Genomic DNA, 25,280 nt, shown 5'->3' with positions numbered 1-25,280 from the left:
CGTGACTCGAATTAAGAACGCCGCGTTGAAGAAAGACACCGCAAATGCGGTTTCCGCGACCGCAGATTCGGTCTGGCATCGCTCAGGAAGTTGTGCTCTGCAGATTGCGCCGAGCCAGTGCGAACTTGGCCTGCAGGGTGCGCTCGGTGATGCCCATCGCGTTGCCGTGGTGCGCCACCATCGCGCTGATGATGGCCTCCTGCGTCAGGAAGCTGGAATACGGCGTGCCGCTGGGCGACTTGCCCAGCAGCAGCGTCAGTAATCCGCCAACGATGTTCAGGTAGGTCGATTCGCTGCGCGGCCCCGGCGTGTTCGCACGCTCCGCGTCGGCCGCGCAGGCGGCGTGCGTTTTCCGCAGCGCCTCGTGCTCGGCGCGCAGCGTCTCATGCACGCCCAAGTGTTCCGCCAGCCGCGCCTTGATCGCTTCCCGCTCGGCCAGCAATGCGCCCACTGTGTCCAGGCTGATCGCCGGGTGAAGCGCACGCTCGATCTCATCGAACAGAAACGCTGGTTTCTCGCCGGGGTAGTAGTGCGCCATCCAGGCTTTCAGATCGACGTGCCGCACCGTCAGCGACGGATCGTCCATCGCCAGGCCCTGCGTGTCCCGCACCAAGCCCTCCTTGCCATACGGCATCTCGCCGTGAGCCAGCGCATCGAAGATTCTTTCGGTGTTCAACCGCAGCATCGGCCAGCGCGGAAACTCCGTTGCCTCCGGCAGAGGCCGCTGTCCCAAGGTCGCCAGGATGCGCCGCTCGAAGCGCAGCAATCCGCTCCAGCGGATTGCCGCCTCGATCGGGCGGTAGTAGGTCTTGGCGCCATCGGCCAGGCTGCTCGACTTCGGCATATCGCGCGCCTCCATTCGTCATCGCACCGAGTCCACGCACGCGCACCCGCCGTACAGGCGACGTGCGTGGCTGTCCAGGAATCTCCGGGCGAAACGAGCAAGTGGCGAAGCGGCGAAGACCGTGGCATCGACGATGCCGCCGGTTTCGTTGCGAGATGTGCGTCTTGCAGCGCATGGCGCCATCACTCACAATTCGCAAGCCGCGAAACATGCTGTCACCAGCTTCATTCGCGGGCACCATGCTTGACCCGGATAACCAGGCCAAAGTCTTTGCAGGGGAAAAGGCCCAGTAAAGCTCGATCAGCCCAACACGCCAGAGCCGATGCGCATACGGCAAGCACTGTTGCGCCGCGCGTCTTCGCTGTGACGCGCCACGATGGGCATGCGAGTTTCATTGCAGGATGCCAACCGCAACCGCGAGCAACGCCTGAGTGCGGCGCGCCGGTGCACCGCGTCAATGGAAACCCGCTTTGACAAAACAGGTCTGGCGCTCTGACCAAAATGGAATCGGCCAACCCACCTGAAACAGCCTCATGCGAGCCGTTGCGTATCCAACGGCATATGGCCGACACGCTGCGCACGGTCGATGAAGTGGCGCAGTGGCTCCGACATCGCGCCCTCGGCATGTAGCAGGTAGGTCGTCAGCGCCGCCGAGTCTTCATCCAGCGGCCGGACGATTACGTCCGCCTGCCGGCATGCCACCGCGTGCGCCGCGGTGGAAAATCCCACGCCATAGCCGGCCGCCACCAGGGCCAGCATCAACGAGTGGGTCGTCACGTACTCGGCCACGACCGGCGGTGTCTCCACCAGGCGCAGCAGGCGCTCGCATTGCCGGCTGCACTCCGCACACACCTGCGGGTGACACAGCACCAGCGGGTAGCCCACCACCTCGTCCAGCGGTACCCGCTTGTGCGCCAGCAAGGGGTGCCGCGCGGGTATGGCCACCACCAGTGGATCTTGCCACACCGGCCTGGCGACCACCCCGGCCGCCATCTCGCCGGCCATCGCAAAGGCCGCGTCGTACAGGTCGTTGCCCAGGCCGCCCACCACCTGCGACAGCGGCGCCTCGAACAGCCGGATGCCCACTTCCGGCGCCTCCTCGCGGCACAGCGCGAGCAGCGCCGACAGCCGGGTCCGCCCGACGCCGCCGGCCAGGGCGATGCGCAGGGTGCCCCGGTGTCCCACCGCCACCGCCCGCGTCTTGGTCTGGGCTTGCTCAAGGGTCAGCAGCACGCGCCGGGCCTCCTCCAGAAACACCTGCCCGGCCGGGGTCAGGCGCACGCCGCGCGGCGTGCGCTCTAGCAGCGCCACGCCCAGGTCGGCCTCCAGTTGGCGGATCGTGCGCGACAGGGGCGACTGCTCCACATGCAGCCGCCGTGCCGCCCGGCCAAAGTGCAACTCTTCGGCCACGGCTATGAAACAGCGAAGATGGCGTAAGTTCATGTACTTCCCCCCAGAAAGTGGAGTCCATTCCTCTGGCCGCAGGGAACCGCATGAGTGCTTCCCGGTGGCTATGCCGGTCACAGAGGCTTCCAGTTGCCGCCATCCGGCCTTCAGTCGCCGGCACGAGGCGGCGTCTGAAAGCCGGGTTATTCCATTGGTGTTGCCATATCACACAAAACCACGGACAATCAATAATAATTCTTATTAGCATCTGTGTCTGAATGGAGTGAAGCCGATCAAGCCCGACGTGGCGAACCTGTCCGTCACCACCCACGGCAGCGTGTCCTGGACGACGAACGCATGGGCGACGAGCAGCTCGCGCAGCGGCTGCAGGCCTCCGCGCCGCGTCACCCGCAGCCCGAGGACTTCATCCGCGGCGACCGCCTGGTGGATCTACGAGCGCGTCGCCCAGGGGATGGCGGCTACGCAGAAGTCTGGGGTGTTGGAGCTGAGCTTCGTGACCGACCAGGCCATGACCGGGGTGAGCCGAAAGACACCCCCATGAAACTGCATCGACACGCCCGCCCTGACGCCGGCGTGTCGTCGTCGGCTGCACCGATCGCGGACACCAGCCCGCGTGCGCGCCTGCGCGCGTGCCCGGCACACTGGCTGATTTACCAGCGTTGCGGACGCAGCACACTGACCATCAGCATTCCATGCCCGGGCTGTGTGCGCCGGCCTGTTCCGCGCGTGTCGGCGACGGGACTGTTCCAGACAGGCATGAGTGCTTCGAAGCGATGCCATCGAAGGAGGTGCTGACGGGATGCGGATCGAGATGCTGGCGCCCGAGAGGCCGAACCAGAAGAAGACAAACAGGAGGTGGCCTTGGATTTCAGATTGCTGCGTTACTTCGTCGCAGTTGCGGAAGAACTGCATCTGGCCCGTGCAGCCGAGCGTCTGGGCATCGAGCAATCGCCTGTGTCGCGTGCGATGCGCGACCTGGAAAGCCAGCTTGGCGTGCAGCTGTTCGACCGCAGCACACGCCTGACGCGGCTGACCTGGGCCGGCCAGGTGTTCCTCGGCGAATGCCGGCGCGTGCTGGCCACCGTGGAGCAGGCAGTCAAGAGCGCCAAGGCGGCGGCGCAGGGCTACCAGGGCCACCTGCGCATCGCCATCTGCGACAGCCTGGCGCAGCCCCGCATCGCCACCTTACTGGCACGCAGCCGCGAGGACGAGCCCGAGCTGGAGATTCGCGTCTTCGAGCTGCCGTTCGCGCAGCAACTCAAGATGCTGCACAACGATCTTCTGGACATCGGCTTTGGCTTGTCAAACGCGGTGCATGATGGCCTCGTCGCCGAGCCGGTGTGGACCGATCCGCTGTCGGTGATCGTGCCCGCACGCCACCCCTTGCTGGCACACGTGCAGGTGCCGCTGGCCGAAGCCTTGAAGTTCCCGCTGGTTCTGTGCCATCCCGAATCGGGATCGGGCTGCCGCCATCAGATTCAAGCGCTGCTGCAGGACGCAGGCACGCCCCTCAAGCTGGTCGATGAAGTGACCAGCCTGGGCGTGATGCTGACCCTGGTCGGCGCGGGCTACGGCATCGGTTTCGCCATCGCCTCGCAGGTGCAGACGCTACAGCGCCCGGACATCTCCATTCGTCCCCTGGCCGGCACCGCACCGATGCTCTCTACCTACCTGCTGCGCCGCCATGGCGAACCCTCCGAGCCGATGAAGCGGTTCATCGAGCGGGTGAAAGACGAGGCCGCACCGGTCGATGAAGAGCCAGTCCTTTGAGGACGGCAGCTCGCCTGTCCGTTGCGACCTGTGGCGTGGTGTGCCAGTAGACAGATAGACTTCCGAATGAAACCCGATGCTCTGGCTGTTGATGGATGTGCTTGGCTCGCTTTGGATCACCCGCAACGGCCTGCGTTGACCAGGCCGAAGACTTGAGTCCACAATTGAGTCCATTCCGTGACGCCTGGATCGGAAAAAACGTTCGTAATAAACGAGTTAGCGACCGGGTGCTGTTCCCTTCACCCGCTCCAGTTCCCGGATCACGGCGGCCTCACGGCCGCCGTTTTCATCTGCGCGCCCCTCGACTCGCGACCACAGGAAGATGCATGGCTGAGAGGCGGGTCGTCGGCTGGCGGGAATGGGCGGCGCTGCCCGGGTTCGGCATCGCCGCGATCCGCGCCAAGATCGACACCGGCGCGCGCTCCTCGGCCCTGCACGTGGAGACCCTGGAGACCTTCCCGGTGGATGGCGTCGAGCGCGTGCGCTTCGTCGTCGACGCCGGATCCGGCGGCCGCGCCACCGAGGTCGAGACCGACGTACTGACCCGCCGCATCGTCACCGACTCCGGCGGACACCGCACCGAGCGCATCTTCGTCCGCGGCCTACTGCAGCTCGCCGGCCTGCGGCTCGACATCGAGATCAACCTCTGCAGTCGTCACAACATGCGCTTCCCGATGCTGATCGGGCGCAGCGCGCTCGGCGGGCGGTTCGCGGTGGACCCGGCGCTGTCATGGACCGCGGGGACACTGCCCGCCACGGACCTTCCCGCATGAAGCTCGCCATCCTCTCCCGCAACACCAAGCTGGTCTCGACCCAGCGGCTGGTCGAAGCCGCGCGCGCGCGCGGGCACACGGTGCGCGTGCTCGATCCGCTGCGCTGCTACATGCACATCGCGCCGGGCCGCTTCCAGCTCAACTACAAGGGCAAGCCGCTGGCCGACTTCGATGCGGTGCTGCCGCGCATCGGCGCCTCGGTCACCCGTTATGGCACTGCCGTGCTGCGCCAGTTCGAGCTGATGGGCGTGTACACGCCCAATCCCTCGGATGCGGTGCTGCGCGCGCGCGACAAGCTGCGCTGCCACCAGCTGCTCGCGGCACAGGGCATCGACCTGCCGCTGACCGTGTTCGGCGACAACCCCGACGACACCGCCGACCTCCTGCAGCTGCTCGGCGAGCCGCCGCACGTGATCAAGCTGACCGAGGGGACGCAGGGCGCCGGCGTCATCCTGACCGAACGCAACTCCTCGTCGAAGTCGGTCATCGAGGCCCTGCGCGGCCTGTACGCCAATTTCCTGGTGCAGGAGTTCATCGCCGAGGCCGACGGCAGCGACCTGCGCTGCTTCGTGGTCGGCGACCGCGTGGTCGCCGCCATGCGCCGGCGCGCGCCGGCGGGCGACTTCCGCTCCAACCTCCACCGGGGCGGCAGCGCCGAGCCCGTCGAGCTGGATGCGGCGGAAGTCGAGACCGCGCTGCGCGCGGCACAGGTGCTGGGGCTGGGCGTGGCGGGCGTGGACATGCTGCGTTCCAGGCGCGGGCCGCTGGTGCTGGAGGTCAACGCCTCGCCGGGACTGGAGGGCATCGAGGCGGCGACCGGGGTGGACGTCGCCGGCGCGGTGGTCGATTACCTGGCCGCCGGCTGCCCGGGCACGCGGCGCGGCGCGCCCCGGCCGCGCCGCAGGTCGGCTTCACCCGTTCTTAACGGGTCCGATCCGTCCCCTTAACTGTTGTTTAATGGCTGCGCGCCTAGTCTCGCCCCGACCGCATTTCCCGCGCGCGCGACCTCGTCGCCTCCGGGCGGAGTACGGTAATCGGGGCAGTGACTTCTTACCCGGGCGGCCGGCAGGTCGTCCGGGTTTTCTTTGATCCTGACCCATGGCGGTCTCGAGGGGATGATGATGGCGAGCATGCTGAAGGTGATACTGGTGGCCTTGGCGCTTCCGGTCGTTGGCGCGATCGCATTCGCAGCGGAGGACGAGGGCGTTCGCGTCCGGGCCGAGGATCCGGCCGCCTTCTCCGCGCAGAAGGAGCGGATCGAACGTGAGATCCGCGGTGGCAAGACCTACGCCGAGATCGGTACCGAGCAGTTGCGGGACGTGCGGTCGCGTCTGGACAGAATGGGCGAGCTGCTCGCAGAGCGAGGCTCCGTGCATGAATTGACCGAACCGGAGAAGATCGCCTTCTTCAACGATCAGGAAGCGGTCAACACGATCCTCACGCAGGCGGCGGAGGACAGTCGCCTCGTCTGCCGCCGCGAACACAAGGTAGGCTCGCGCATGCCGGTGAACGAGTGCTACACCGTCGCCGAACGCAGACGGGCGCAGATCGAGGCGTCGAATCAGCAGGCCGACTTCATAAAGCGTGGCGAGCCACGAGGCACCCTGGGAGAGCGGGGCCTCTAGCCGCTGCGGAAGGCAGCCCTGGCCCAGTGCATCGACGAAGCGTTCTGCGCTCGACGCCGAGGTTGCTGTTCGTCGAGTGTCGCATCCGTGGGCCTCGCGGTCAGTCGGCGCTCATCGGTATCCTCCGATGATCGCCGGCTGTCCGGCTGTGGAAGAATGGCGCGATGCGCATCCTCGTCATCGAAGACAACACCGACATCGCCGCGAATCTGGGCGACTATCTCGAGGATCGCGGACACGCGGTCGATTTCGCCGCTGACGGGGTGACCGGGCTGCACCTGGCCGTGGTCAACGAGTTCGACGCGATCGTCCTCGACCTCAACCTGCCGGGCATGGACGGGCTGGAGGTCTGCCGCAAGCTGCGCGCCGAGGCGCGCAAGCAGACGCCGGTGCTGATGCTCACCGCGCGCGACACGCTCGACAACAAGCTGGGCGGCTTCGACGCCGGCGCCGACGACTACCTGGTCAAGCCGTTCGCGCTGCAGGAGGTCGAGGTCCGGCTCAACGTGCTCGCGCGTCGCGGCAAGGCGGCCAAGCCGCGGGTGCTGAACGTCGACGACCTCGAGTACAACCTCGACACTCTCGAGGTCCGCCGCCAGGGCAAGCTGCTGCAGCTCAATCCCACCGCGCTGAAGATCCTGCAGGCGCTGATGGAGGCCTCGCCGGCGGTGGTCACCCGGCAGGAGCTGGAGACCAAGGTCTGGGGCGAGGAGCTGCCGGACTCGGACTCCCTGCGCGTGCACATCCACGGCCTGCGCGCCGCGGTCGACAAGCCGTTCGGCAAGCCGCTGATCCAGACCCGCCACGGTATCGGTTACCGCGTCGCCAATCCGGATGGCTGAGGGCAAGCGTGCGCCGCGGCGCTTCCGGCGCCGGCTGCGCAGCCGCATCATCGTCTCCTTCCTGCTGCTGGGCTTCGGGCTGACGGCGCTGTTCGCCACGGCGACCCTGGTGCTGCGTGCGCGGATCGAGAACGAGCTGGTCGAGGACTGGCTGCAGAAGGAGACCCGCAGCTTCTTCGAGTTCAAGCGGCGCTATCCCGACCCGGACGCCGAGTACCAGCTCAGCGACCAGCAGATCCGGGTGCTCGCCGCGCGCCCCAGCAGCCAGATGATCCCGCCGCAGTGGCGCGACCTGCCGACCGGCGTCTACGACCTGACCGAGGCCGGCGAGCAGGGCCGCAAGGGGCGCTACAAGCTGAGCGTCGAACGCGGACCGGAGATGGTCGCCTTCATCCGCTACAGCTATGCCCGCCAGGCGCTCGACCAGCAGCAGCTGATCATCCTGCTCGGCGGCTCGGTGGTGCTGCTGACCCTTCTGGCCGGCTTCATCGGCCTGTGGTCGGCCGGACGGGTGATGAGTCCGGTGGCCGAGCTCGCGCAGCGCGTGCGCGCGTTCAGCGGGCGGCGCGAGCCGGAGAAGCTCGCGCCGCACTTCGCCGACGACGAGGTCGGCCTGCTGGCCACCTCGCTCGACGACTACGCCGACCGCCTCACCGAGCTGGTCGTGCGCGACCGCGAGTTCAACGCCGACGTCAGCCACGAGCTGCGCACGCCGCTGGCGGTGATCCGCGGCGCGATCGAGCTGGTGATGGCCAGCCCCGACCTCGCGCCGAAGATGCGCCAGCGCCTGGAGCGGATCGAGCGCGCCGAGCAGCAGTGCACGCACCTGATCACCTCGCTGCTGATGCTCTCCCGCGGCGAGCGCGGCAGCGGCATGACCGACGTGCGCAGGGTCGCCGACCAGCTCGCCGACGCCAACCGCGCGCAGATGGGCGCCAAGCGCGTGGAGCTGATCGTGGAGGGCAACACGGCCGAGCCGGTGAACGCGCCGGAGGCGGTGGTCTCGGTCGCGCTCGGCAACCTGATCGGCAACGCCTGTAAGTACACCGTCGAGGGCGAGGTGCGGGTGCGCCTGGACGGCGACTGCGCCTACGTGTCCGACACCGGTCCCGGCCTCAGCGCCGAGGATGCCGCACACCTGTTCGAACGCGGCTATCGCGGCAGCGCGTCGGGCGGCACCAAGGGCGGCGGCATCGGCCTGTCGATCGTGACCCGCCTGTGCGACCTCTACGGCTGGCAGGTCTCGATCGCCCCGCGCGAGGTGGGCGCGGTCGCCACGCTGTGCTTCCAGGGGCGAGGAGCGAGTGAGGAGAAGTGAGAAGCGGGTGGCAGCGCAGCGCCGGCCCTCGTATCCCACTCCTCCACTCTCGTTTCTCCCGGTCCACTACTCCTGTCCGAGAGGCTCCAGCCAACCCCAGCGGTCCTCGGTGCGGCCGTCGAACAGGCCGAAGAACAGGTCCTGGATCCGCCTGGTCACCGGACCGCGCTCGCCGCGGCCGATGGGCTTGCCGTCGACGCTGCGGATCGGGGTGATCTCGGCCGCGGTGCCGCACATGAACAGCTCGTCGCAGAGGTAGAGGTATTCGCGCGGCAGGTCGCGCTCGATCACCTTCAGGCCGGCGTCCTCGGCCAGCGTGCGGATGGTGTGGCGGGTGATGCCGTTGAGCAGCGCGGCGCTGGCCGGCGGGGTGTGCAGCTCGTCGCCGAACACCAGGAACAGGTTCTCGCCGGCTCCTTCGCTGAGCAGGCCGGTGGAGGCCAGGGCGATGCCTTCACCGAAGCCGAGCCGCCGCGCCTCGCGCGCCACCAGCTGCCCCGAGAGATAGTTGCCGCCCGCCTTGGCGCCGGCGGGGACGGTGTTGGGCGCGAAGCGCTGCCAGCTGGAGACGCAGGCGTCGATGCCCGATTCCAGCGCTGCGGCGCCGAGGTAGGGGCCCCAGTGCCAGGCAGCGACCGCCACGTCGACCGGCGTATCCGCACTGAGGCCGAAGCCGCCCAGGCCGCGGAACGCCACCGGCCGGATGTAGGCCGAGGTCAATCCGTTCGCCCGCAGCACCTCGCGGCTGGCGGCATTGAGCTCCTCCACCGAGTACGGCACCGCCATGTCGTAGATGTGCGCCGACTGCAGCAGGCGCCGGTTGTGGTCGGACATGCGGAAGATCACCGGCCCGCGCGGCGTGTCGTAGCAGCGCACGCCCTCGAACACGGACGAGCCGTAGTGCAGGCCGTGGGCCATGACGTGGACGGTCGCCTCGGCCCAGGGCTTGATGCGGCCGTTGTGCCAGATGTGGTCGGGATAGCTCTGCATGGGATCGCCGCGGAAGTGGGTGCAGCCGGCGAGTGTAGCGTCCGTCCCGGAACGGGCGTCAGAAGTGCACCCACCAGCAGCCCGCGCGCTCCATCAGCGCCATGTGCACGTAGCGGGCGGTGTTGGCCGGCGTCGGCAGGCGCTCGATCCGCACGCGCTCGGGGCGTTCGGGCACCCTCGCGCCGCCGACAGCGGCGCCGATGCCCGGCCCGGCGACCGCGTTCTCGCTGCCCTCCAGCACCACCGTCGTCACCGCGTCGCGGGCGAGCGTGTGCAGGCGTTCCATGATGCCCTGCGCCTCCCAGGTCGACTTCCCGGCCCAGTCGTAGACGCTAGCGACGCGGTTGACGTCCTGCGAGGCCAGCGCCGCCTGCAGGCGTGCGGCGAGCTGGTGCGGACGCCGCGCGCAGCCGCGTTGCAGGGCCGCGCGCGTCGACGGCGAAGGCTGCTCGCCGGGCGCGGGCCGTTCGGCGGCATCGAAGCCGGCGCAGCCGCGGTCGCTGTAGATCGAGGTGCCGTCCGGGCCGACGCAGCGATGCACCGCCGCCTGCGCGCGGGCGGGCGCCGCCTGCGTGGCCAGGGCGGCGAGGAGGAACGCGGCGGCGGTCGGCAGGAGGCGCGGCATCGGGGCGGAGGTCCGCTTGGGGTGCGCGGAGCCTGCAAGATCCGAACCGAAAACCGGATGAACGGCGTCAGCTCAGCCGCGCCAGGACCGCCGACACCGGACGGGCGAGGTTGAGCGTGTAGAAGTGCAGCGCCGGCGCGCCGCCGTCGATCAGCCGCCGGCACAGCGTCGCCACAAGGTCGGCGGCGAACTCGCGCACGCCGTCTGCATCGTCGCCCAGCGCCTGCATGCGCTTGTGCATCCAGCGCGGGATCTCCGCGCCGCAGGCCTCGGAGAAGCGGCGCAGCTGGCTGAAGTTCGCGATCGGCATCACGCCCGGCACGATCGGCACGTCCACGCCCGACCTGCGCGCGCTGTCGACGAAGTGGAAGTAGGCGTCGGCGTTGTAGAAGTACTGGGTGATCGCGGCATCGGCGCCGGCGTCGACCTTGGCCTTGAAGTGGCGCAGGTCCGCCAGCGCATCGTCGGCCTGCGGGTGCACTTCGGGATAGCAGCCGACCTCGACGCGGAAGCGGTCGCCGAACTCCTCGCGGATGAAGGCGACCAGCTCGGAGGCGTAGCGCAGGTCGCCGGGGTGGCCCATGCCCGAGGGCAGGTCGCCGCGCAGCGCGACGATGCGGCTGCAGCCGATCGCGCGGTAGAGCTTGAGCAGCTCGCGGATCTCCTGGCGGCTGCCGCCCACGCAGGACAGGTGCGGCGCGGCATCGAGGCCGTGCTGCTGCCTGAGCCGGCGCACCGTCTCCGGGGTGTGGCTCAGCGTCGAGCCGCCCGCACCGAAGGTGCACGACACGTATTCCGGCGCGTGGACGGCCAGCTTCTTCGCCGTGCGGTCGAGCTGCGCACGCTGGTCCTCGGTCTTGGGCGGATAGAACTCGAAGCTGATCGGGAGCATCGCGTCGCGCACGGGCCGGAGTCGCGGCGCATGGTATCGCTTTATCGCGATGGATGTGTAGTTGGCTTGGGCGCATCTCCGCCGGTGCGCGGCTCGGGCCCGCGCCGGAGCTTCGGTGGTTCCTCCCGGTGCCACCAGTCCGGGGCGACGGTGCCCACTGGCTCACGGGACCCGGCGCAACCGACCAGCGGGCGAGGGCGGCTCCGCGCTGGACAGGCGCCGGGGACGGGGCTGTACCGTGCGCGGCCCGCCCCATCGGTCCGCGCCATGTCCATCGTCCTCACCGCCTTCGCGCGCACGCGCCTGTTTCCGAAGGGCGGCCGCGCCAACGCCATCCAGGACTGCACGCCCGAGGCCTTCGAAGCGCGCCTCGCCGCCGAGGCGCCCGAGCGCGTGCTGCCCGGCTACGCGCCGTTCTGCCGGCTGCACGTGCACCGCAACTGGACCTCGACGCGCTGCCTGACCGTGCCGGTCACCGATGCCAACCGGCACCTGCTGCGCTCGGCCTACGAGGCGCGCTCATCGCAGGAACTGGCCGTGCTGGTGCGCTGGTTCGAGGGCGTGGAGGTGCCGGTCGCGCGCTACCTGATCCCGATCCTCTACAGCCGCGAGCAACTGGCGAAGGAGGGCACGTCGATCGCCGCCGACTGGGGCGTGGTCGGCTGCCTGTACACGATGGCGCCGGAGGAGATCCCGATGGCGCCGATCACCATGCTGCGCAATGCGCTGGGCGTGGAGGAGGGCGGCTCGGGCGTACTGCTCGACCGGGCCGCCTACCGGCGCAGCGTCGCGTTCTGGGAGCGCAACGCGAACTGGCGGCCGTGACGGCGCGGCCGCTCAGCCCTCGACCGGCTCCGCGGTCAGGGTGAGCGTCAGCCAGCCCCGCCGCGACGGCGGTCCGGCGCCGGCTGCTACAGTCCCACGCCCCTTTTTGCGGAGCAGGACGCGATGACGAGCCCGACCCCCTATCCCATCGGCACGCCCGGCCGGCCCTGGGGCGCGGCGGAGAAGGCGGAATGGCTCGCGCGGCAGACGCAGCGGCGCAGCTATGCCGAAGAGGTGCTCGCGGCGGTCGAGCGGCTGCGCGCGCAGTGCGAGGTCGTCGAGTACGGCCGCCTCGACTACGGTGCGGAACACTACCCGCTGCTGGCGATCCGCAGCCGCGGCTGGGACGAGGCGCTGCCCGTGGCGCTGGTCACCGGCGGCGTGCACGGCTACGAGACCAGCGGCGTGCACGGCGCGCTGCGCTTCGTCGAACGGCATGCCGGCGACTACGCCGGAAGAGCGAACCTGCTCGTCGCGCCCTGCGTCAGCCCCTGGGCTTACGAGCGCATCCACCGCTGGAACCCGGATGCCGTCGATCCCAACCGTTCCTTCCGCGCCGACAGCCCGGCGGGCGAGTCCGCCGCGCTCATGCGCCTGGTCGCGCCGCTGCGCGCGCGGGTCCTGGTGCACGTCGACCTGCACGAGACCACCGACAGCGACGAGAGCGAGTTCCGTCCCGCGCTGGCCGCGCGCGACGGCAAGCCGCACGAGCCCGGCGGGATTCCCGACGGCTTCTACCTGGTCGGCGATAGCGCCAGGCCGCAGCCGGCGTTCCAGCAGGCCATCGTCGCCGCGGTGGCGCAGGTGACCCACATCGCGCCGGCGGACGCCCGCGGCGAGATCATCGGCTCGCCGATCGTCGCCCCCGGCGTCATCGAGTATCCGGTGCAGCAGCTCGGCCTGTGCGCAGGCATCACCGAAGCCCGTTACGTGACCACCACCGAGGTCTACCCCGACAGTCCGCGCACCACGCCGGACGCGTGCAACGCCGCCCAGGTCGCCGCGGTGCGCGCGGCGATTGACTTCGCGCTGGCGCATCCGGACGGCTGAGGCCGGAGCGCAGGGCGTACGGTCCGGGGCATCGGACTCGAGCCTCAGGGCATCGGGCTCAGGGGTGACGGCACAGGCTCCGAGCCCCGAGCCCTGGGCCCATTTCCGACCCACCCACCGACAACCGGCACCGCCACGCGCACGCCGCAGGACTAGGCTCCGCCCCAGGTGCCATCCGTATTCGGGAGCGCGAACCATGGCGGCGATCGCGGCAGGGACACGATGGCGAAGGCGGGCGCGCTTTGCCCTCTGGGGCGGCGCGGCCGGCGCGCTGATGCTGCCGCTGGTGGCGATGCAGGCCGGCGACGACGTGGACTGGGGACCCGGCGATTTCCTCGCCGCCGCCGTGCTGCTGGCGGCAGCCTGCGGCGCGATCGACCTGGCGCTGCGATCCACGCGCGGGCCCTGCTACCTGGCCGGCGTGGCCCTCGCCGCCGGCACTGCGCTCGCCCTGGTCTGGAGCAATCTCGCCGTCGGCCTCATCGGCAGCGAGGACGACCCCGCCAACCTGTTGTTCGCGGCGGTGCTCGCGATCGGCCTGCTCGGCGCCGTCGTCGCGCGCTTCGACCCGCCAGGCATGGCGCGCGCGCTGGCGCTCACCGCCGGCGCGCAGGCCCTGGTCGCGGTGTTCGCGCTGGCGTCGGGCGCGGGCGGGGCGAGCGCCCTGGCGGCCGCATTCGTCGTGCCGTGGCTGGCCGCCGCCGCGCTGTTCCGGCGCGCGGCGGCGGCCAGTGGGACGCCGCCCGCGCCGGCGGCCTGAGCACGCGGCTCGCGCCCCTCCAGTGGCGGACGGCTGCGCGCCCGTGCAGCGTCCGGGTCGTCAGCGCGACCCGCAGCAGCCGCCCGTCGCCGCGCCGACGGGCGCGTCCACCACGGCATATCCCTCGTCCTCGATGGCCCGCCGCAGCGCGGCTGCGTCCTCGACCCCGGCCACGTCCACCGTCCCCGCCGCCAGGTCCACCGTCGCGGTGCCGCCCAGCGCGGCCACCGCCCTCTCGAGGGCGCGCTGGCAGTGCGCGCAGGTCATGCCTTCCACGTTCAGTCGCATCTCGTTCTCCTTCGGGCTCGACGGGGACAGCCTGGGCCTTGCCACCGTAGGAAGGTCAATGGCGGCGACGGCGGCGGACGCGCTTGACCTTCCCATCGTGTCAAGCCTCACGCTGGCGCCATGGACACCACCCTTTCCTACGGAGCGGCCCCCGGGCCGCACGGCATCCTCAGGTTCCCGGTCGAGGGCATGACCTGCGCCTCCTGCGTCGGACGCGTCGAGCGCGCGCTGCGCAGGCTGCCGGGCGTGGACGAGGCCGAGGTCAACCTCGCCACCAGCGTCGCCGAGGTGCGCGGACCGGCGCTGCCCGCGCCGGCCGAGCTCGTACGGGCGGTGGAGGCCGCCGGGTATGCGGCCGCCACCGCCGATGCGGAGCTCGCGATCGGCGGCATGACCTGCGCGTCCTGCGTCGCCCGGGTCGAACGGGCGCTGCGGCGCGTGCCCGGCGTGCTCGATGCATCGGTGAACCCGGCGACCGAGCGGGCCCGCGTACGCGTCCTCGGCGTTGCCGACACGGCGGCGCTGGCCGCCGCCGTGGAGGGCGCGGGCTATGCGGTGCGGCCGGCTGCCGCGACCGGCGGCCATGCCGCCGGCGCGCAACCGGCGCCCGCCGGCGGTCGCGAGGCGCGCCACCTGCTGATCGCGGCCGTCCTCACCGCGCCGCTGGTGCTGCCCATGCTCAGCATGCTGGTCGGCAGGCACTGGATGCTGCCGGGGTGGATCCAGTTCGCGCTGGCGACCCCGGTGCAGTTCTGGCTCGGCGCGCGCTTCTACCGTGCCGGCTTCAGGGCGCTGCGCGCGGGCACCGGCAACATGGACCTGCTCGTCGCGCTCGGCACCTCGGCGGGCTATGGGCTGTCGGTGGTCCACCTGGTGCGGGCCACGCTGCACGGCGGGCCGGCGGACCTCTACTTCGAGGCCTCCGCCGCGATCGTCACGCTGATCCTGCTGGGTCGGTTCCTGGAGGCGCGCGCCAGGCGGCAGACGACGGCGGCGATACGCGGCCTGCAGGCGCTGAAGCCGGCGACCGCCCGCGTGCGCCGCGCCACCGGCGACATCGATGTTCCGATCGACGCGGTGCGCGTCGGCGATCGCGTCGTGGTGCGCCCGGGCGAGCGCGTGCCGGTGGACGGCACCGTGCGCGAAGGCCGCACCCACGCCGACGAATCGCTGATCACCGGCGAGTCGCTGCCGGTCGCGCGCGGCCCCGGCGACCGCGTCACCGGCGGCGCGGTCAACGGCGAGGGCGCCGTCGTCGTCGAGACCACGGCCGTCGGCGGCGAGACGGCGCTGGCGCGGATCATCCGCCTGGTCGAGGACGCGCAGGCGCGCAAGGCGCCGATCCAGAAGACCGTGGACCGGGTCAGCGCCGTGTTCGTGCCGGTGGTGGTCGCCCTGGCGCTGCTCACGCTCGTCGCCTGGGGCCTAGCGACCGGCGACTGGAGCCTGGCCATCCTCAACGCGGTCGCGGTGCTGGTCATCGCCTGCCCCTGCGCGCTCGGACTGGCGACGCCGACCGCGATCATGGCGGGGACCGGCGTCGCCGCGCGGGCCGGGATCCTGATCAAGGACGCGCAGGCGCTCGAGCTCGCGCACCGGGTCCGTACCGTCGCCTTCGACAAGACCGGCACGCTCACCGCCGGCGAGCCGCGCCTGGTCGAGGCGGTGCCGCTCGCGGGCGGCCGCGACGCGCTGCTGGCGCTGGCCGCCGCCCTGCAGCAGGGCAGCGAGCATCCGCTGGCGCGCGCGGTGCTGCGCGCGGTCGAGGGCGCTCCGGTCGCGCCTGCCGAGGACGTGCGCGCGGTGCCCGGCCGCGGTCTCACCGGGACCGTCGCAGGCCGGCAGGTGTGGCTCGGCAATGCGGCGCTGATGGACGAGGCGGGCGCCGACTCCACCGCGCTGCGGGCGCGCGCCGACGCACTCGCGGCGCAGGGCCACACGCTGTCCTGGCTGGCCGGCCACGACGGGGCCGCGGTGCGGCTGCACGGCCTGCTGGCCTTCCGCGACGAACCGCGTCCGGGCGCGGGCGCGGCCATCGCGCGCCTGCACCGGCTCGGCGTGCGCACGGTGATGGTCTCCGGCGACAACGCGGGTGCCGCGGCCGCCGTCGCCGGCGCGCTCGGCATCGACGCGGTACACGCCGAGGTGCGCCCTGAGCAGAAGGTCGAGGCCATCCGGGCGCTGCGCCGCGACGGCGTGGTGGCCATGGTCGGCGACGGCATCAACGATGCCCCCGCGCTGGCCGCGGCGGATGTCGGCATCGCCATGGCCTCGGGTACCGATGTCGCCATGCACGCCGCGGCCATCACCCTGATGCGTCCGGAGCTGGCGCTGGTCGCCGACGCGCTCGCGGTCTCGCGCCGCACCACGCGCAAGATCCACCAGAACCTGTTCTGGGCCTTCGGCTACAACGTCGTCGGCATCCCGCTCGCTGCGTTCGGCCTGCTCGATCCGGTGCTGGCCGGCGCGGCGATGGCGTTCTCGTCGCTGAGCGTGGTCGGCAATACCCTGCTGCTCACGCGCTGGCGGCCGCAGCGCGCGACATCGAGGCAGGAGACGACGCATGGCTGACTCCACACGATCCAGGTGCGCCGACGCTGACGCCGGCGGCCAGGATCTTCACACCATCGGCGAGGCGGCCGCGCTCACCAGCGTGTCGGCGAAGATGATCCGGCACTACGAAGGCATCGGCCTGATCCCGGCAGCGGCGCGCACCGCCGCCGGCTACCGCCTCTACGGCGAGGGCGACCTGCACCGGCTGCGCTTCATCCGGCGCGCGCGGGCGCTGGGGTTTTCGATGAAGCAGATCGAGGTGCTGCTTGGGCTGTGGTCGGACGATGCGCGCAGCAGCGCCGAGGTCAAGCGTCTGGCCACGCGGCATGCCGAGGAACTGGGTGTGCGGATCGCCGAGATGCAGGCCATGCAGCGCACGCTGCAGGACCTCGCCCGCCGCTGCCACGGCGATGCGCGACCGGACTGCCCGATCCTCGACGACCTCAGCGGCCACACCCGTCCCGACGGCTGAGCGGCCGCGGCCGGTCAGGCCGTCCCGCGCCGCACGAGCCACGCGCCCACCGCGGCGCCGAGCGTATTGGCGATGATGTCGCCCATGGTGTCGAGGTGGCCGTCCTTCTGCGTGTTGGCGTCGAAGAAGGTGTCGAAGGCGAACTCCAGGATCTCCCACAGGCTGCCCATGCACACCGCGGTGGTGAAGGCGACCGCGGCGAGCATGCCGGGCGTGAGCCGCGCGCCCACGGCCGTGGCGCGATGGCGCATCACCATCGCCGCCATCGCCGCCACCGCGGCAGCCGAGGCGGCGTGCGCGGCGGCATCCCACCAGGGCAGGCGCTCGTAGAAGTCGAGCCGCTCGCCGAGGAAGGTGGTGGCGAAGACGAACAGCGCGGTGCCGATCTCGGTCCAGCGCGGCACCGCCAGCCGCGAGTTGCAGCGCACCGAGAGCGGGATGAGCACCAGGCCGAGCGAGGCGAAGGCGGCGAAGGCCTCCCACGGCTGCCCGAGCGCGAGCTGGACCGGGATCGCGACCAGGTAGAAGAGCTGGACGAGCCAGGTGACCGGGTGCTGTCCAGCGAGGGCGGCGCGGATGGTCGCGGGCGGTGCGGGCATGGGGGGGATGTCGGCTTCTGCGGGCTCAGGGCGGGGGGCGCGGGACGTGGCTACGGCGAGACTGCCATGCGGTGCCGCGCGGCCGCGGACGGTCACGGGGCGCTCCGGTCGTTCGCGTTACCCTCGTCGCCTCGCGCAGCGCCGGGCCGCCATGTCCCTGACGACCAACATCCTCGTGTTCCTGGCCACGCTGGCGGCGATGGAGGGCGTCGCCTGGGCCGCGCACAAGTACGTCATGCACGGCTGGGGCTGGGGCTGGCATCGCTCGCACCACGCGCCGCGACGTGGTCGCTTCGAGAAGAACGACCTCTTCGCCGTGGTGTTCGCCGGCATCGCGATCGCGCTGATCTGGTTCGGCACGCGCGGCTGGCATCCGCTGGAATGGATCGGCGCCGGCATGACCGCCTACGGGCTGCTGTACTTCGTCGCCCACGACGGCCTGGTCCACCACCGCTGGCCGTTCCGCTACGTGCCGCGGCGCGGTTACCTGAAGCGCCTGTACCAGGCCCATCGCATGCACCACGCGGTCGACGGCAAGGACGGCTGCGTGTCGTTCGGCTTCCTGTGGGCGCCCTCGGCGGAGGCGCTGAAGGCCGAGCTGCGCCGGATCCACGGCGGCCCGATCCGGCGTTCCGCTGCGGCCCCGGCGGACGATGCGGGGCACCGGCGGGCGCCCTAGCCGCGCGGCCGCTGCCACAGCGTCGCCGGACGCGCGTCGCGGCTGCCGGCGCGCGAGGCCAGTGCGGTGCCGGCCGCGACGGCGAGCAGGCGCAGCTTGTCGGCCCTGGTGGTCGCCACCCGCGCATCCCAGGCCCGCGCGCCTCGCGCCTTCACCTTCACCCCGATCTGCCGGTACACGCCGCGCGCGGTGGCGATGGCCCAGGCCGAGCGCAGCGGCAGTGCCGCCAGGCCGCCGCGCGCCGAGGCGTAGTAGGGCTCCGCGGCATCGACCAGGCGCGCGGCGAAGACCGCCAGCGCCTCGCGATGGCGCGGATCGGCGACCGCCTCCCGGGAAACGCCCAGCTCGTCGAGCCATTCGCCCGGCAGGTAGCAGCGGCCGATCGCCGCGTCCTCGACGAGGTCGCGCGCGATGTTGGTGAGCTGGAAGGCCAGTCCGAGGTCGCAGGCGCGGTCGAGCGTGGCCTCGTCGCGCGCGCCCATCACCATCGCCATCATCAACCCGACCACGCCGGCGACGCGGTAGCAGTAGGCGAGGGTGTCGTCGAGCGTGCGGTAGCGCGCGCCGCGCACGTCCATCGCGAAGCCGTCCAGGTGCGCCAGCGGGAAGCGCTCGGGGATCGTGTGCGCGGCGGCGACCGCCTGCAGCGCGGCGAAGGCCGGGTCCGCCATCGCTTCGCCGGCATACGCACGCCGCGTGGCATCGACGAGCGCCTGCAGCCGGCGCGCGCCGTCGCCGCGGTCGCCCCCGCCCTGGCCGAAGCCGTGCTGCTGGCCGTCGACCACGTCGTCGCAGTGCCGGCACCAGGCGTAGAGCAGGACCGCGCTGCGCCGCGTGCTCGGGTCGAACAGCCTGGCCGCGGTGGCGAAGCTCTTCGAGCCGAGCTCGATCGAGCGCGTGGCGTGCGCCAGCAGCGCCTCGCTCACGTGGCCGCCTCCTCCAGCATCAGCCGCGCGGTGGCCTTGGCCGAGCCGATCACGCCGGGTACGCCCGCGCCGGGATGGGTGCCGGCGCCGACCAGGTAGAGGTTGGGGATGTCGGCGTCGCGGTTGTGCGGGCGGAACCAGGCGCTCTGGGTCAGCACCGGCTCCAGCGAGAAGGCCGAGCCGTGGTGCGCGTTGAGCGTGTCGCGGAAGTCGAAGGGGGTGATGAAGCGGCTGGTCACCAGCTGGCTGCGCAGGCCGGGCATGTAGAAGCGCTCGAGGTAGTCGAGGATGCGGTCGCGGTAGCGCGGCCCTTCCACCTCCCAGTCGATGTCGGCATGGCCCAGGTGCGGCACCGGCGCCAGCACGTAGTGGCTGCCGCAGCCCGGCGGCGCGAGCGAGGGGTCGGTCGCGCAGGGCGCGTGCAGGTAGAGCGAGAAGTCGTCGGCGAGGCGGTCGCCCCTGAAGATCTCGTCGATCAGGCCACGGTAGCGCTGGCCGAAGCAGACGGTGTGGTGGCGCAGCTGCGTGTGCCGGGTGTCGAGGCCGAAATACAGCACGAACAGCGACATGCTGAAGCGCTTGCGCTTCAGCGCCGCGGCCCGGCGCGCGCCGGCCGCGTGGTGGCCCAGCAGCGCGTCGTAGGTATGCACGACATCGGCGTTGGACGCGACCAGTTCGGCCTCGAAGCGGCGTCCGTCGGCGAGCCGCACCGCACGCGCGCGTTCGCCCTCGACCTCGATGCGCGCGACGTCGGCATCCAGCTCCACGCGCCCGCCCAGGTCCTCGAACAGCCTCGCCATGCCGCGCACCAGGGCGCCGGTGCCGCCGCGCGGGAACCACACGCCCCACTGCCGTTCCAGCGCGTGGATCAGGGTGTAGATCGACGAGGTCGCGAACGGGTTGCCGCCCACCAGCAGCGAGTGGAAGGAAAACGCCTGCCGCAGCTGCTCGTCCTGGATGAAGCGCGAGACGATGCCGTACACGCTCTTCCACGCCTGCAGGCGGGCGAGCTGCGGGCCCGCGCTGAGCATGTCGCGGAAGGAGAGGAAGGGCACCACGCCGAGCTTGATGTAGCCCTCCTCGAACACCGCGCGCGAATAGGCCAGGAAGCGCCGGTAGCCGGCGACGTCGGCCGGGTTGCGCGCATGGATCTGCCGGTCCAGCGCCTCCTGGTCGTTGGCGTAGTCGAAGAAGGAACCATCCTCCCAGCACAGCCGGTAGAACGGATCGACCGGCAGCAGCTCGACGTAGTCGGCCATGCGCCTGCCGCCCAGCGCGAACAGCTCCTCCAGCGCCGAGGGGTCGGTGATGACCGTCGGGCCGGCATCGAAGACGAAGCCCTGGTCCTCGTAGACGTAGGCGCGGCCGCCGGGCCTGTCGCGCTTCTCCAGCAGGGTCGTGGCGACGCCGCCGGCCTGCAGCCGGATCGCGAGCGCCAGTCCGCCGAAGCCGGCGCCGATGACGACGGCGCGCCTGGGTTGGGTCATTGCAGGGTTCCTGTGGGATCGAGATGGGTCCTGCGCATCGCCGTCCATGCCTCGCCGACCGGCACCGGCGGCTTGCCGGCGAGGATGCGCGCCTTGTCGGCGAGCGTCGGGCGACCCGCGTAGAAGCGGGCGATCAGCGCCTCGGGCAGGCCGTAGAAGCGCTGCATGACGCGCCAGCGGTCCTGCGGCCGGCCGGCCAGGAAGAGCATGCGGTTGAGCAGGCGGAAGAAGGCCTGGCCCCGCCAGGCGGCCTCGGCCTCGGCGCGGGTGGCGGCGAGCACGCTCGCGGCGTCGAGCCGCGGCAGCGCGGCGATGCGCTCGGCCAGGCGCACCGCGTGCGGCAGCGAGTAGCCGGTGGTGGCGTGGTACAGCCCCGCGGCCAGCCCGGAACGCGGCAGGCCGCCGCCTTCGGCCCAGAACGCCTCGAAGTCGCCGGCGAGCGTGATCGGCAGCACGCCGCGCTCCTCGCGCAGGACTCGGGCGATGCGCCAGCCGTGGGACTCGGCGTAGGCGTCGATGTGGGCGCCGAGCGCGTCGACGTCGAAGCCGCCGTCGTCGACGTAGTGGGTGTCCTCCACCAGCAGCGTGTCGGCGGAGAAGGGCAGCAGGTAGACGAAGCGGTAGCCCTGGCCCTGGCGCACCTCGGCGTCCATCAGCACCGGCACCTCCACGCCGTGCGGCGCCGCCGTGCGCAGCACGCGCCCGAGGAAGGCCTGGTGGCCCAGCGCGACGTGCCGGCTGGCACGCACGCCGCGGCCGTCGACGACGGCCGCCGCGGTCAGCACCGTGCCGTCGCCGAGCACCACCTGCGTCGGCGCGGGCGCGCTCGCCTCGACGCCGCAGCGCAGCGATGCGCCCAGCGCCTGCCGCAGCCGTGCGCCGAAGTCGTCGGAGAGAATGCTCGCGTAGCCGCTGCCCAGCCGCCGCCGGCGCTGCGGGAAGCGCACTTCGTAGGCGGGCCAGCGGCGATGCACCAGCGGTTCGATCCAGCGCTGCTGCGCGGGCGTCAGGTCGCCGTCGTGGAACGACCAGGTGTGGTTGCCGCCGGGCGCATCGCCGCGTTCGAGCACCAGCACGCGCAGGTCGGGGCGCGTCTGTGCCAGGCGCAGCGCGATCAGCCCGTTGGCCAGGCCCGCGCCCACCAGGATGAGGTCGTGGTCCGGCGTCATCAGGCGGCGTCGGCGAGGACCGGTCGCGCCGTCGCGGCGACGGCTTCGATCAGGTCCGCCGCCCGCGGCGCGCCGCCGGCGGCGCGCACGGCGTCGCCCAGACGCCGCGCATGGCCGGCGAAGGCCGGCTCGTCGAGCAGGCGACCCAGGCGCGCGGCGATCTGCGTCGGCATGGCCAGGTGCGGCGAAGCCTTCAGCCCTGCACCGGATTGCACCACGCGCGCCGCGACGCCGGGCTGGTCGAAGGCGATCGGCATCGCCAGGATCGGGGTGCCGGCGACGAAGGCATCCATCACCGTGTTGAGGCCGGCATGCGAGACCACCGCGTCGGCGCGGGCGAGTGCGGCCTGCTGCGGCGCGAAGTCGGTCACCCAGACCTCGTCCGGCACGCGCAGCGCATCCGCCTGCGCCGGCGTCAGCCCGCCGCAGTGGGCGAGCAGCAGCTGTGCGCCGCGGCGCCGGCAGGCGGTGGCGATGCGGCGGAAGACGTTCAGGCGCTGGCCCTGCAGCGTGCCCAGCGAGGCGAACACGAAGGGCCGGCCCGGCGCCAGGTCGAGATCCAATGGTGCCGCACCGCCGGCGTGCCGCAGCGGCCCGACGTGGTGGAAGTGCGCCGGCAGGTCGCGCCGCGGAAAGTCGAAGGCCGCCACCGTCTGGCTGATCTGCGCATAGGGCGACAGGCAGTCGTGCAGGGCGCCGCGCGGGGCGAGGCCGAAGCCCGCGGCATGGCGCTCGATCACCCGCCGGTGCGGGCCCATCAGCAGGTCGTAGACACGGCTGCTGCCTTCGTAGAGCCGCGCGGCCTGGTCGTCGCTGGCCCAGGCCCAGGGCATCACCGGCAGCGGCAGGCCCGGCTCGCGGTTGACCGGCAGGGCGCAGGCCACCGACACCCACGGCAGGCCGGCCGCCTCCGCGACCAGCCCGCCGGCGGCCTCCATCTGGTCGCAGACCAGGGCGTCGACGCCGGTGCGGTCGAGCGCCGCCGGCAGCGTGCGGCACAGCATGTCGGTGGCGCCGGCCACGTCCTGGATGACGCGGCGCAGGCCGAGCGGGCCGCCGGGATGGGCCGCGCGCCGCAGCGTCGCCGCGAGCGTGCCCGGTGGATGCGTGTCCGCACCCACGGGCTCGAAGCCGATGCCGGGATCCGACAGCAGCGACGCGGCATCCGGCCGGCCGAAGAAGGTCGCGCGATGGCCGCGCCCGATGAGCACCGCGGCCACGGCCTCCAGCGCCCGGTAGTGGCTCGGGAAGGCCGGTGCGACGAAACCGAAGTGGCTCATGCCACCGGCACCGCGGGCGCGGCGGCGCAGGTCATGCGCGCGCGGCGCAGTGCGTGCAGGTCGCCGCAGCCGGTGCAGAAGCAGGCGATCCGGAGCTGGCGGACGACGACCTCGAAGTGGGCCACCACCGCCTCGGTGGATGCCACCGCGCTGGTCAGCACCGAGGCGGCCTGGCCGACGAGATCGGCGCCCAGGCGGATGGCCTTGGCCGCGTCGATGCCGTCGCGGATGCCGCCGGAGGCGATCAGGGGCGTCGCGGGCAGCGCCGCGCGCACCTCGGCCAGCGCCTGCGCGGTGGGGATTCCCCAGCCCGCAAAAGCCATGGCGACCGCACGATCGTCGGCGTGCCGCGCGCGTTCGCCCTCCACCGCCGCCCAGCTCGTGCCGCCGGCACCGGCGACATCGAGCACGGCGACGCCGGCCTCGACCAGGCGCCGGGCGACGCCCGGCGAGAGCCCGGCGCCGACCTCCTTGACCACCAGCGGCACCGCCAGGCGCGCGGCCAAGGTCTCGATCGCGCGCAGCACGCCGCGCCAGTCGCGGTCGCCGCCGGCCTGGACCGCCTCCTGCAGGGGATTGAGATGGATGATCAGCGCGTCGGCCTCGATCATCTCCACCGCACGGCGGGCCAGGTCCGGCCCGCCGGCCAGGAGCTGCGCGGCGCCGAGGTTCGACAGCAGCGGCACGTCGGGCGCGCGCCGGCGCAGGTCGCGGGTCAGACCGTGGTCGGCCCCGGTCTCCAGCGCCACGCGCTGCGAACCCACGGCGAGCGCGATGCCCAGCGCCTGCGCGGCCTCCGCCAGGTGGCGGTTGATGCCCGCCGCACGCAGCGCGCCGCCGGTCATCGAGCTGATCAGGAACGGCGCGCGCAGCGGCCTGCCGAACAGGTGGGTGCCGAGGTCGATGGCATCGAGGTCGAGCTCGGGCAGCGCGCAGTGCTCGAAGCGGTAGGCGGAGAAGCCGGTGACGACCGTGCTCCGCGCGCGCTCGTCGTCGAGCACGATGTCCAGGTGGTCGTCCTTGCGGCGCAGCAGCGCGGCGTCCACGAGCGGGTCCCTGCGCAGGCTCATGCCGCGGCGAACAGGCGGTCGAGGTAGGCGCCGAGCGCGCAGTCCGGTCCGTACACGCGCTCGAGCTGCGACTCGGCGGCGGCGACGTGGGCGCGCAGGCGGCGCCGCACCTCGTCCGGCCCGAGCAGGGCCAGCAGGGTCGACTTGCCCGCGTCGCGCCCGGTGTCCTTGCCGGTGCGCGTGCTGTCGCCGCGGTCCTGCAGGTCGTCGTGGAGCTGGAAGGCCTGGCCCAGCTCGAGCGCGAACCGGCGCAGCGCCTGGCGCGCACGCACCGAGGCGCCGGCCACCAGCCCGGCCATGTCGAGCGCGGTGGCGAACAGCACGCCGGTCTTGAGTTCGTTGGTGTGGCTGATGTCCTGCGCGCCGCGCGCATCCCGGCCGTCGTGCAGGTCCTGGTACTGCCCGCGCACCAGGCCGCGGGTGCCGACCACGTCGGCGAGGCTCGCGACCAGGCGGTTGCGCAGCGGCGGCGCCACGTCGGGCAGCGAGGCCACCACCCGGAAGGCCTGGCTCAGCAGGGCCACCGCGGCGAGCACGGCGACGTCCTCGCCGAAGCGGCGGTGCACCGTAGGGCGCCCGCGGCGCAGGGCGGCGCCGTCCATGCAGGGCATGTCGTCGAGGATCAGCGAGGCCGAGTGCACCATCTCCACCGCGCAGCCCAGGTCGACGAGGGCCGGCGCGTCGCAGCCGAGCTCGCGTCCGGCCAGGACCATCAGGATCGGGCGGATGCGCTTGCCCGGCGCCAGCGTGGCCTCGCGCATCGCCAGGCACACCCGGTCGTGCGGGTCGCAGGGCGCGGGCAGGAGCTCGCCCAGGCGCGCGTCGAGCCGCTCGCGCAGCGGGTCGATCGCGGGCGTCGGCGCCACGGCGGACGCGAGTTGTGGCATGTCCCTGGTCTCCCCGGTCGGGTGCGTGGTCGACGGGTGCGGAGTCCTTGCCTCGGATACGTGGCGCGCGCCCTGTCCTCTAGGAGAGCGTCATGCGGGGCTGCGCGGCGTGATTGTCGGGGCAGGGGAACGGGGAACGGGGAACGGGG

The 25,280-nt window shown here is 71.9% G+C and carries 26 protein-coding genes; 13 read left to right on the top strand and 13 right to left on the bottom strand.

The annotated features are described in order from the left end of the window. Positions 1 to 82 precede the first annotated feature (82 nt). Together KB893_RS14185 and KB893_RS14180 are read right to left on the bottom strand one after the other, a co-directional pair. The gene (locus tag KB893_RS14185; RefSeq protein WP_015038902.1) at positions 83 to 859 is read right to left on the bottom strand and encodes a receptor protein-tyrosine kinase; all 777 of its coding nucleotides are present in this window, start codon (positions 857 to 859) and stop codon (positions 83 to 85) included. Positions 860 to 1,375: 516 nt separating this feature from the next. Next, a complete protein-coding gene (locus KB893_RS14180) occupies positions 1,376 to 2,287 on the bottom strand; it encodes a LysR family transcriptional regulator (RefSeq protein ID WP_213173803.1) in 912 nt (303 codons plus the stop codon). Positions 2,288 to 2,513: 226 nt separating this feature from the next. Here KB893_RS14180 and KB893_RS14175 point away from each other — a divergent pair, with 226 nt between their 5' ends. The 7 genes from KB893_RS14175 (at position 2,514) to KB893_RS14145 (ending at position 8,579) form a co-directional block, all read left to right on the top strand. Beyond that, entirely contained in the window at positions 2,514 to 2,792 is a 279-nt protein-coding gene (locus tag KB893_RS14175; RefSeq protein WP_211926124.1) for a hypothetical protein, read from the top strand. A gap of 332 nt (positions 2,793 to 3,124) precedes the next feature. Beyond that, the gene (locus KB893_RS14170) at positions 3,125 to 4,021 is read left to right on the top strand and encodes a LysR family transcriptional regulator (protein ID WP_425491172.1); all 897 of its coding nucleotides are present in this window, start codon (positions 3,125 to 3,127) and stop codon (positions 4,019 to 4,021) included. 326 nt (positions 4,022 to 4,347) lie between these two features. After that, complete coding sequence (locus KB893_RS14165) at positions 4,348 to 4,794, top strand: ATP-dependent zinc protease family protein (protein ID WP_211926123.1); 447 nt, start codon at positions 4,348 to 4,350, stop codon at positions 4,792 to 4,794. Next, positions 4,791 to 5,741 carry a 30S ribosomal protein S6--L-glutamate ligase gene (gene rimK / locus KB893_RS14160; protein WP_211926122.1) on the top strand — a complete coding sequence of 317 codons (951 nt, stop codon included), beginning with the start codon at positions 4,791 to 4,793 and terminating at the stop codon, positions 5,739 to 5,741. The genes KB893_RS14165 and rimK overlap by 4 nt, the downstream gene beginning before the upstream one ends. Positions 5,742 to 5,879: 138 nt before the next feature. Next, the gene (locus KB893_RS14155) at positions 5,880 to 6,419 is read left to right on the top strand and encodes a hypothetical protein (RefSeq protein WP_211926121.1); all 540 of its coding nucleotides are present in this window, start codon (positions 5,880 to 5,882) and stop codon (positions 6,417 to 6,419) included. A 164-nt stretch (positions 6,420 to 6,583) separates the two neighbouring features. Then, positions 6,584 to 7,261 (top strand): response regulator transcription factor, encoded by a 678-nt coding sequence (locus tag KB893_RS14150; RefSeq protein WP_211926120.1) that lies wholly within the window; start codon positions 6,584 to 6,586, stop codon positions 7,259 to 7,261. Beyond that, a complete protein-coding gene (locus KB893_RS14145; RefSeq protein WP_211926119.1) occupies positions 7,254 to 8,579 on the top strand; it encodes a sensor histidine kinase in 1,326 nt (441 codons plus the stop codon). Before KB893_RS14150 ends, KB893_RS14145 begins: the two co-directional genes overlap by 8 nt. Before the next feature lie 66 nt (positions 8,580 to 8,645). On the opposite strand, the gene KB893_RS14140 is transcribed toward KB893_RS14145, so the two are convergent. The 3 genes from KB893_RS14140 to metF form a co-directional block, all read right to left on the bottom strand. Then, a complete protein-coding gene (locus tag KB893_RS14140; protein WP_211926118.1) occupies positions 8,646 to 9,569 on the bottom strand; it encodes a branched-chain amino acid transaminase in 924 nt (307 codons plus the stop codon). Positions 9,570 to 9,627: 58 nt separating this feature from the next. Then, positions 9,628 to 10,194 carry a hypothetical protein gene (locus KB893_RS14135; protein ID WP_211926117.1) on the bottom strand — a complete coding sequence of 189 codons (567 nt, stop codon included), beginning with the start codon at positions 10,192 to 10,194 and terminating at the stop codon, positions 9,628 to 9,630. Between the two features lie 67 nt (positions 10,195 to 10,261). Next, complete coding sequence (gene metF, locus KB893_RS14130) at positions 10,262 to 11,086, bottom strand: methylenetetrahydrofolate reductase [NAD(P)H] (RefSeq protein ID WP_211926116.1); 825 nt, start codon at positions 11,084 to 11,086, stop codon at positions 10,262 to 10,264. Between the two features lie 267 nt (positions 11,087 to 11,353). Here metF and KB893_RS14125 point away from each other — a divergent pair, with 267 nt between their 5' ends. The 3 genes from KB893_RS14125 (at position 11,354) to KB893_RS14115 (ending at position 13,721) form a co-directional block, all read left to right on the top strand. Continuing rightward, entirely contained in the window at positions 11,354 to 11,911 is a 558-nt protein-coding gene (locus KB893_RS14125; RefSeq protein WP_211926115.1) for a DUF3228 family protein, read from the top strand. Positions 11,912 to 12,034: 123 nt separating this feature from the next. After that, a complete protein-coding gene (locus tag KB893_RS14120) occupies positions 12,035 to 12,961 on the top strand; it encodes a M14 family metallopeptidase (RefSeq protein ID WP_211926114.1) in 927 nt (308 codons plus the stop codon). A gap of 274 nt (positions 12,962 to 13,235) precedes the next feature. After that, on the top strand, positions 13,236 to 13,721 hold the full coding sequence (locus KB893_RS14115; protein ID WP_211926113.1) for a hypothetical protein: 486 nt from the start codon (positions 13,236 to 13,238) through the stop codon (positions 13,719 to 13,721). Positions 13,722 to 13,781: 60 nt separating this feature from the next. Here the strand turns inward: KB893_RS14115 and KB893_RS14110 are convergent, their stop codons facing one another. Further along, complete coding sequence (locus KB893_RS14110) at positions 13,782 to 14,009, bottom strand: cation transporter (RefSeq protein ID WP_211926112.1); 228 nt, start codon at positions 14,007 to 14,009, stop codon at positions 13,782 to 13,784. Between the two features lie 120 nt (positions 14,010 to 14,129). Here KB893_RS14110 and KB893_RS14105 point away from each other — a divergent pair, with 120 nt between their 5' ends. Further along, the gene (locus KB893_RS14105) at positions 14,130 to 16,580 is read left to right on the top strand and encodes a heavy metal translocating P-type ATPase (RefSeq protein WP_211926111.1); all 2,451 of its coding nucleotides are present in this window, start codon (positions 14,130 to 14,132) and stop codon (positions 16,578 to 16,580) included. Beyond that, the gene (gene cueR / locus KB893_RS14100; RefSeq protein ID WP_211926110.1) at positions 16,573 to 17,034 is read left to right on the top strand and encodes a Cu(I)-responsive transcriptional regulator; all 462 of its coding nucleotides are present in this window, start codon (positions 16,573 to 16,575) and stop codon (positions 17,032 to 17,034) included. The genes KB893_RS14105 and cueR overlap by 8 nt, the downstream gene beginning before the upstream one ends. Positions 17,035 to 17,048: 14 nt before the next feature. Here the strand turns inward: cueR and KB893_RS14095 are convergent, their stop codons facing one another. Further along, positions 17,049 to 17,633 (bottom strand): DUF2238 domain-containing protein, encoded by a 585-nt coding sequence (locus KB893_RS14095; RefSeq protein ID WP_211926109.1) that lies wholly within the window; start codon positions 17,631 to 17,633, stop codon positions 17,049 to 17,051. A 151-nt stretch (positions 17,634 to 17,784) separates the two neighbouring features. Between KB893_RS14095 and KB893_RS14090 the strand changes: the two genes are divergently transcribed. After that, entirely contained in the window at positions 17,785 to 18,312 is a 528-nt protein-coding gene (locus KB893_RS14090) for a sterol desaturase family protein (RefSeq protein WP_211926108.1), read from the top strand. Here the strand turns inward: KB893_RS14090 and crtB are convergent. The 6 genes from crtB to KB893_RS14060 are packed head-to-tail and all read right to left on the bottom strand — an operon-like array spanning position 18,309 to position 25,131. Continuing rightward, the gene (gene crtB / locus KB893_RS14085; protein ID WP_211926107.1) at positions 18,309 to 19,238 is read right to left on the bottom strand and encodes a 15-cis-phytoene synthase CrtB; all 930 of its coding nucleotides are present in this window, start codon (positions 19,236 to 19,238) and stop codon (positions 18,309 to 18,311) included. The genes KB893_RS14090 and crtB overlap by 4 nt on opposite strands. Next, positions 19,235 to 20,725: a phytoene desaturase gene (locus tag KB893_RS14080; RefSeq protein WP_211926106.1), complete on the bottom strand. Its 1,491-nt coding sequence runs from the start codon at positions 20,723 to 20,725 to the stop codon at positions 19,235 to 19,237. Before KB893_RS14080 ends, crtB begins: the two co-directional genes overlap by 4 nt. Then, on the bottom strand, positions 20,722 to 21,894 hold the full coding sequence (crtY, locus tag KB893_RS14075) for a lycopene beta-cyclase CrtY (RefSeq protein ID WP_211926105.1): 1,173 nt from the start codon (positions 21,892 to 21,894) through the stop codon (positions 20,722 to 20,724). Before crtY ends, KB893_RS14080 begins: the two co-directional genes overlap by 4 nt. Then, positions 21,894 to 23,174, bottom strand: a complete 1,281-nt coding sequence (locus tag KB893_RS14070; RefSeq protein WP_211926104.1) for a glycosyltransferase — start codon at positions 23,172 to 23,174, stop codon at positions 21,894 to 21,896. The genes crtY and KB893_RS14070 overlap by 1 nt, the downstream gene beginning before the upstream one ends. Beyond that, positions 23,171 to 24,244 (bottom strand): type 2 isopentenyl-diphosphate Delta-isomerase, encoded by a 1,074-nt coding sequence (fni, locus tag KB893_RS14065; protein ID WP_211926103.1) that lies wholly within the window; start codon positions 24,242 to 24,244, stop codon positions 23,171 to 23,173. Before fni ends, KB893_RS14070 begins: the two co-directional genes overlap by 4 nt. Next, positions 24,241 to 25,131: a polyprenyl synthetase family protein gene (locus KB893_RS14060; protein ID WP_211926102.1), complete on the bottom strand. Its 891-nt coding sequence runs from the start codon at positions 25,129 to 25,131 to the stop codon at positions 24,241 to 24,243. Before KB893_RS14060 ends, fni begins: the two co-directional genes overlap by 4 nt. Between the last annotated feature and the right edge of the window lie 149 nt (positions 25,132 to 25,280).

It is taken from the genome of Coralloluteibacterium stylophorae, assembly GCF_018122625.2.
Lineage (GTDB): Bacteria > Pseudomonadota > Gammaproteobacteria > Xanthomonadales > Xanthomonadaceae > Coralloluteibacterium > Coralloluteibacterium stylophorae.
This window is presented reverse-complemented; position numbering and strand designations above follow the sequence as displayed.

Bases quoted from the DNA above. Each gene is read 5' to 3' on its own strand.
- KB893_RS14185 (WP_015038902.1), bottom strand. From the start codon at position 859: ATGGAGGCGCGCGATATGCCGAAGTCGAGCAGCCTGGCCGATGGCGCC.
- KB893_RS14180 (WP_213173803.1), bottom strand. From the start codon at position 2,287: ATGAACTTACGCCATCTTCGCTGTTTCATAGCCGTGGCCGAAGAGTTG.
- KB893_RS14165 (WP_211926123.1), top strand. From the start codon at position 4,348: ATGGCTGAGAGGCGGGTCGTCGGCTGGCGGGAATGGGCGGCGCTGCCC.
- rimK (WP_211926122.1), top strand. From the start codon at position 4,791: ATGAAGCTCGCCATCCTCTCCCGCAACACCAAGCTGGTCTCGACCCAG.
- KB893_RS14150 (WP_211926120.1), top strand. From the start codon at position 6,584: ATGCGCATCCTCGTCATCGAAGACAACACCGACATCGCCGCGAATCTG.
- KB893_RS14145 (WP_211926119.1), top strand. From the start codon at position 7,254: ATGGCTGAGGGCAAGCGTGCGCCGCGGCGCTTCCGGCGCCGGCTGCGC.
- KB893_RS14140 (WP_211926118.1), bottom strand. From the start codon at position 9,569: ATGCAGAGCTATCCCGACCACATCTGGCACAACGGCCGCATCAAGCCC.
- KB893_RS14135 (WP_211926117.1), bottom strand. From the start codon at position 10,194: ATGCCGCGCCTCCTGCCGACCGCCGCCGCGTTCCTCCTCGCCGCCCTG.
- metF (WP_211926116.1), bottom strand. From the start codon at position 11,086: ATGCTCCCGATCAGCTTCGAGTTCTATCCGCCCAAGACCGAGGACCAG.
- KB893_RS14125 (WP_211926115.1), top strand. From the start codon at position 11,354: ATGTCCATCGTCCTCACCGCCTTCGCGCGCACGCGCCTGTTTCCGAAG.
- KB893_RS14120 (WP_211926114.1), top strand. From the start codon at position 12,035: ATGACGAGCCCGACCCCCTATCCCATCGGCACGCCCGGCCGGCCCTGG.
- KB893_RS14115 (WP_211926113.1), top strand. From the start codon at position 13,236: ATGCTGCCGCTGGTGGCGATGCAGGCCGGCGACGACGTGGACTGGGGA.
- KB893_RS14110 (WP_211926112.1), bottom strand. From the start codon at position 14,009: ATGCGACTGAACGTGGAAGGCATGACCTGCGCGCACTGCCAGCGCGCC.
- KB893_RS14105 (WP_211926111.1), top strand. From the start codon at position 14,130: ATGGACACCACCCTTTCCTACGGAGCGGCCCCCGGGCCGCACGGCATC.
- cueR (WP_211926110.1), top strand. From the start codon at position 16,573: ATGGCTGACTCCACACGATCCAGGTGCGCCGACGCTGACGCCGGCGGC.
- KB893_RS14095 (WP_211926109.1), bottom strand. From the start codon at position 17,633: ATGCCCGCACCGCCCGCGACCATCCGCGCCGCCCTCGCTGGACAGCAC.
- KB893_RS14090 (WP_211926108.1), top strand. From the start codon at position 17,785: ATGTCCCTGACGACCAACATCCTCGTGTTCCTGGCCACGCTGGCGGCG.
- KB893_RS14080 (WP_211926106.1), bottom strand. From the start codon at position 20,725: ATGACCCAACCCAGGCGCGCCGTCGTCATCGGCGCCGGCTTCGGCGGA.
- crtY (WP_211926105.1), bottom strand. From the start codon at position 21,894: ATGACGCCGGACCACGACCTCATCCTGGTGGGCGCGGGCCTGGCCAAC.
- KB893_RS14070 (WP_211926104.1), bottom strand. From the start codon at position 23,174: ATGAGCCACTTCGGTTTCGTCGCACCGGCCTTCCCGAGCCACTACCGG.
- fni (WP_211926103.1), bottom strand. From the start codon at position 24,244: ATGAGCCTGCGCAGGGACCCGCTCGTGGACGCCGCGCTGCTGCGCCGC.
- KB893_RS14060 (WP_211926102.1), bottom strand. From the start codon at position 25,131: ATGCCACAACTCGCGTCCGCCGTGGCGCCGACGCCCGCGATCGACCCG.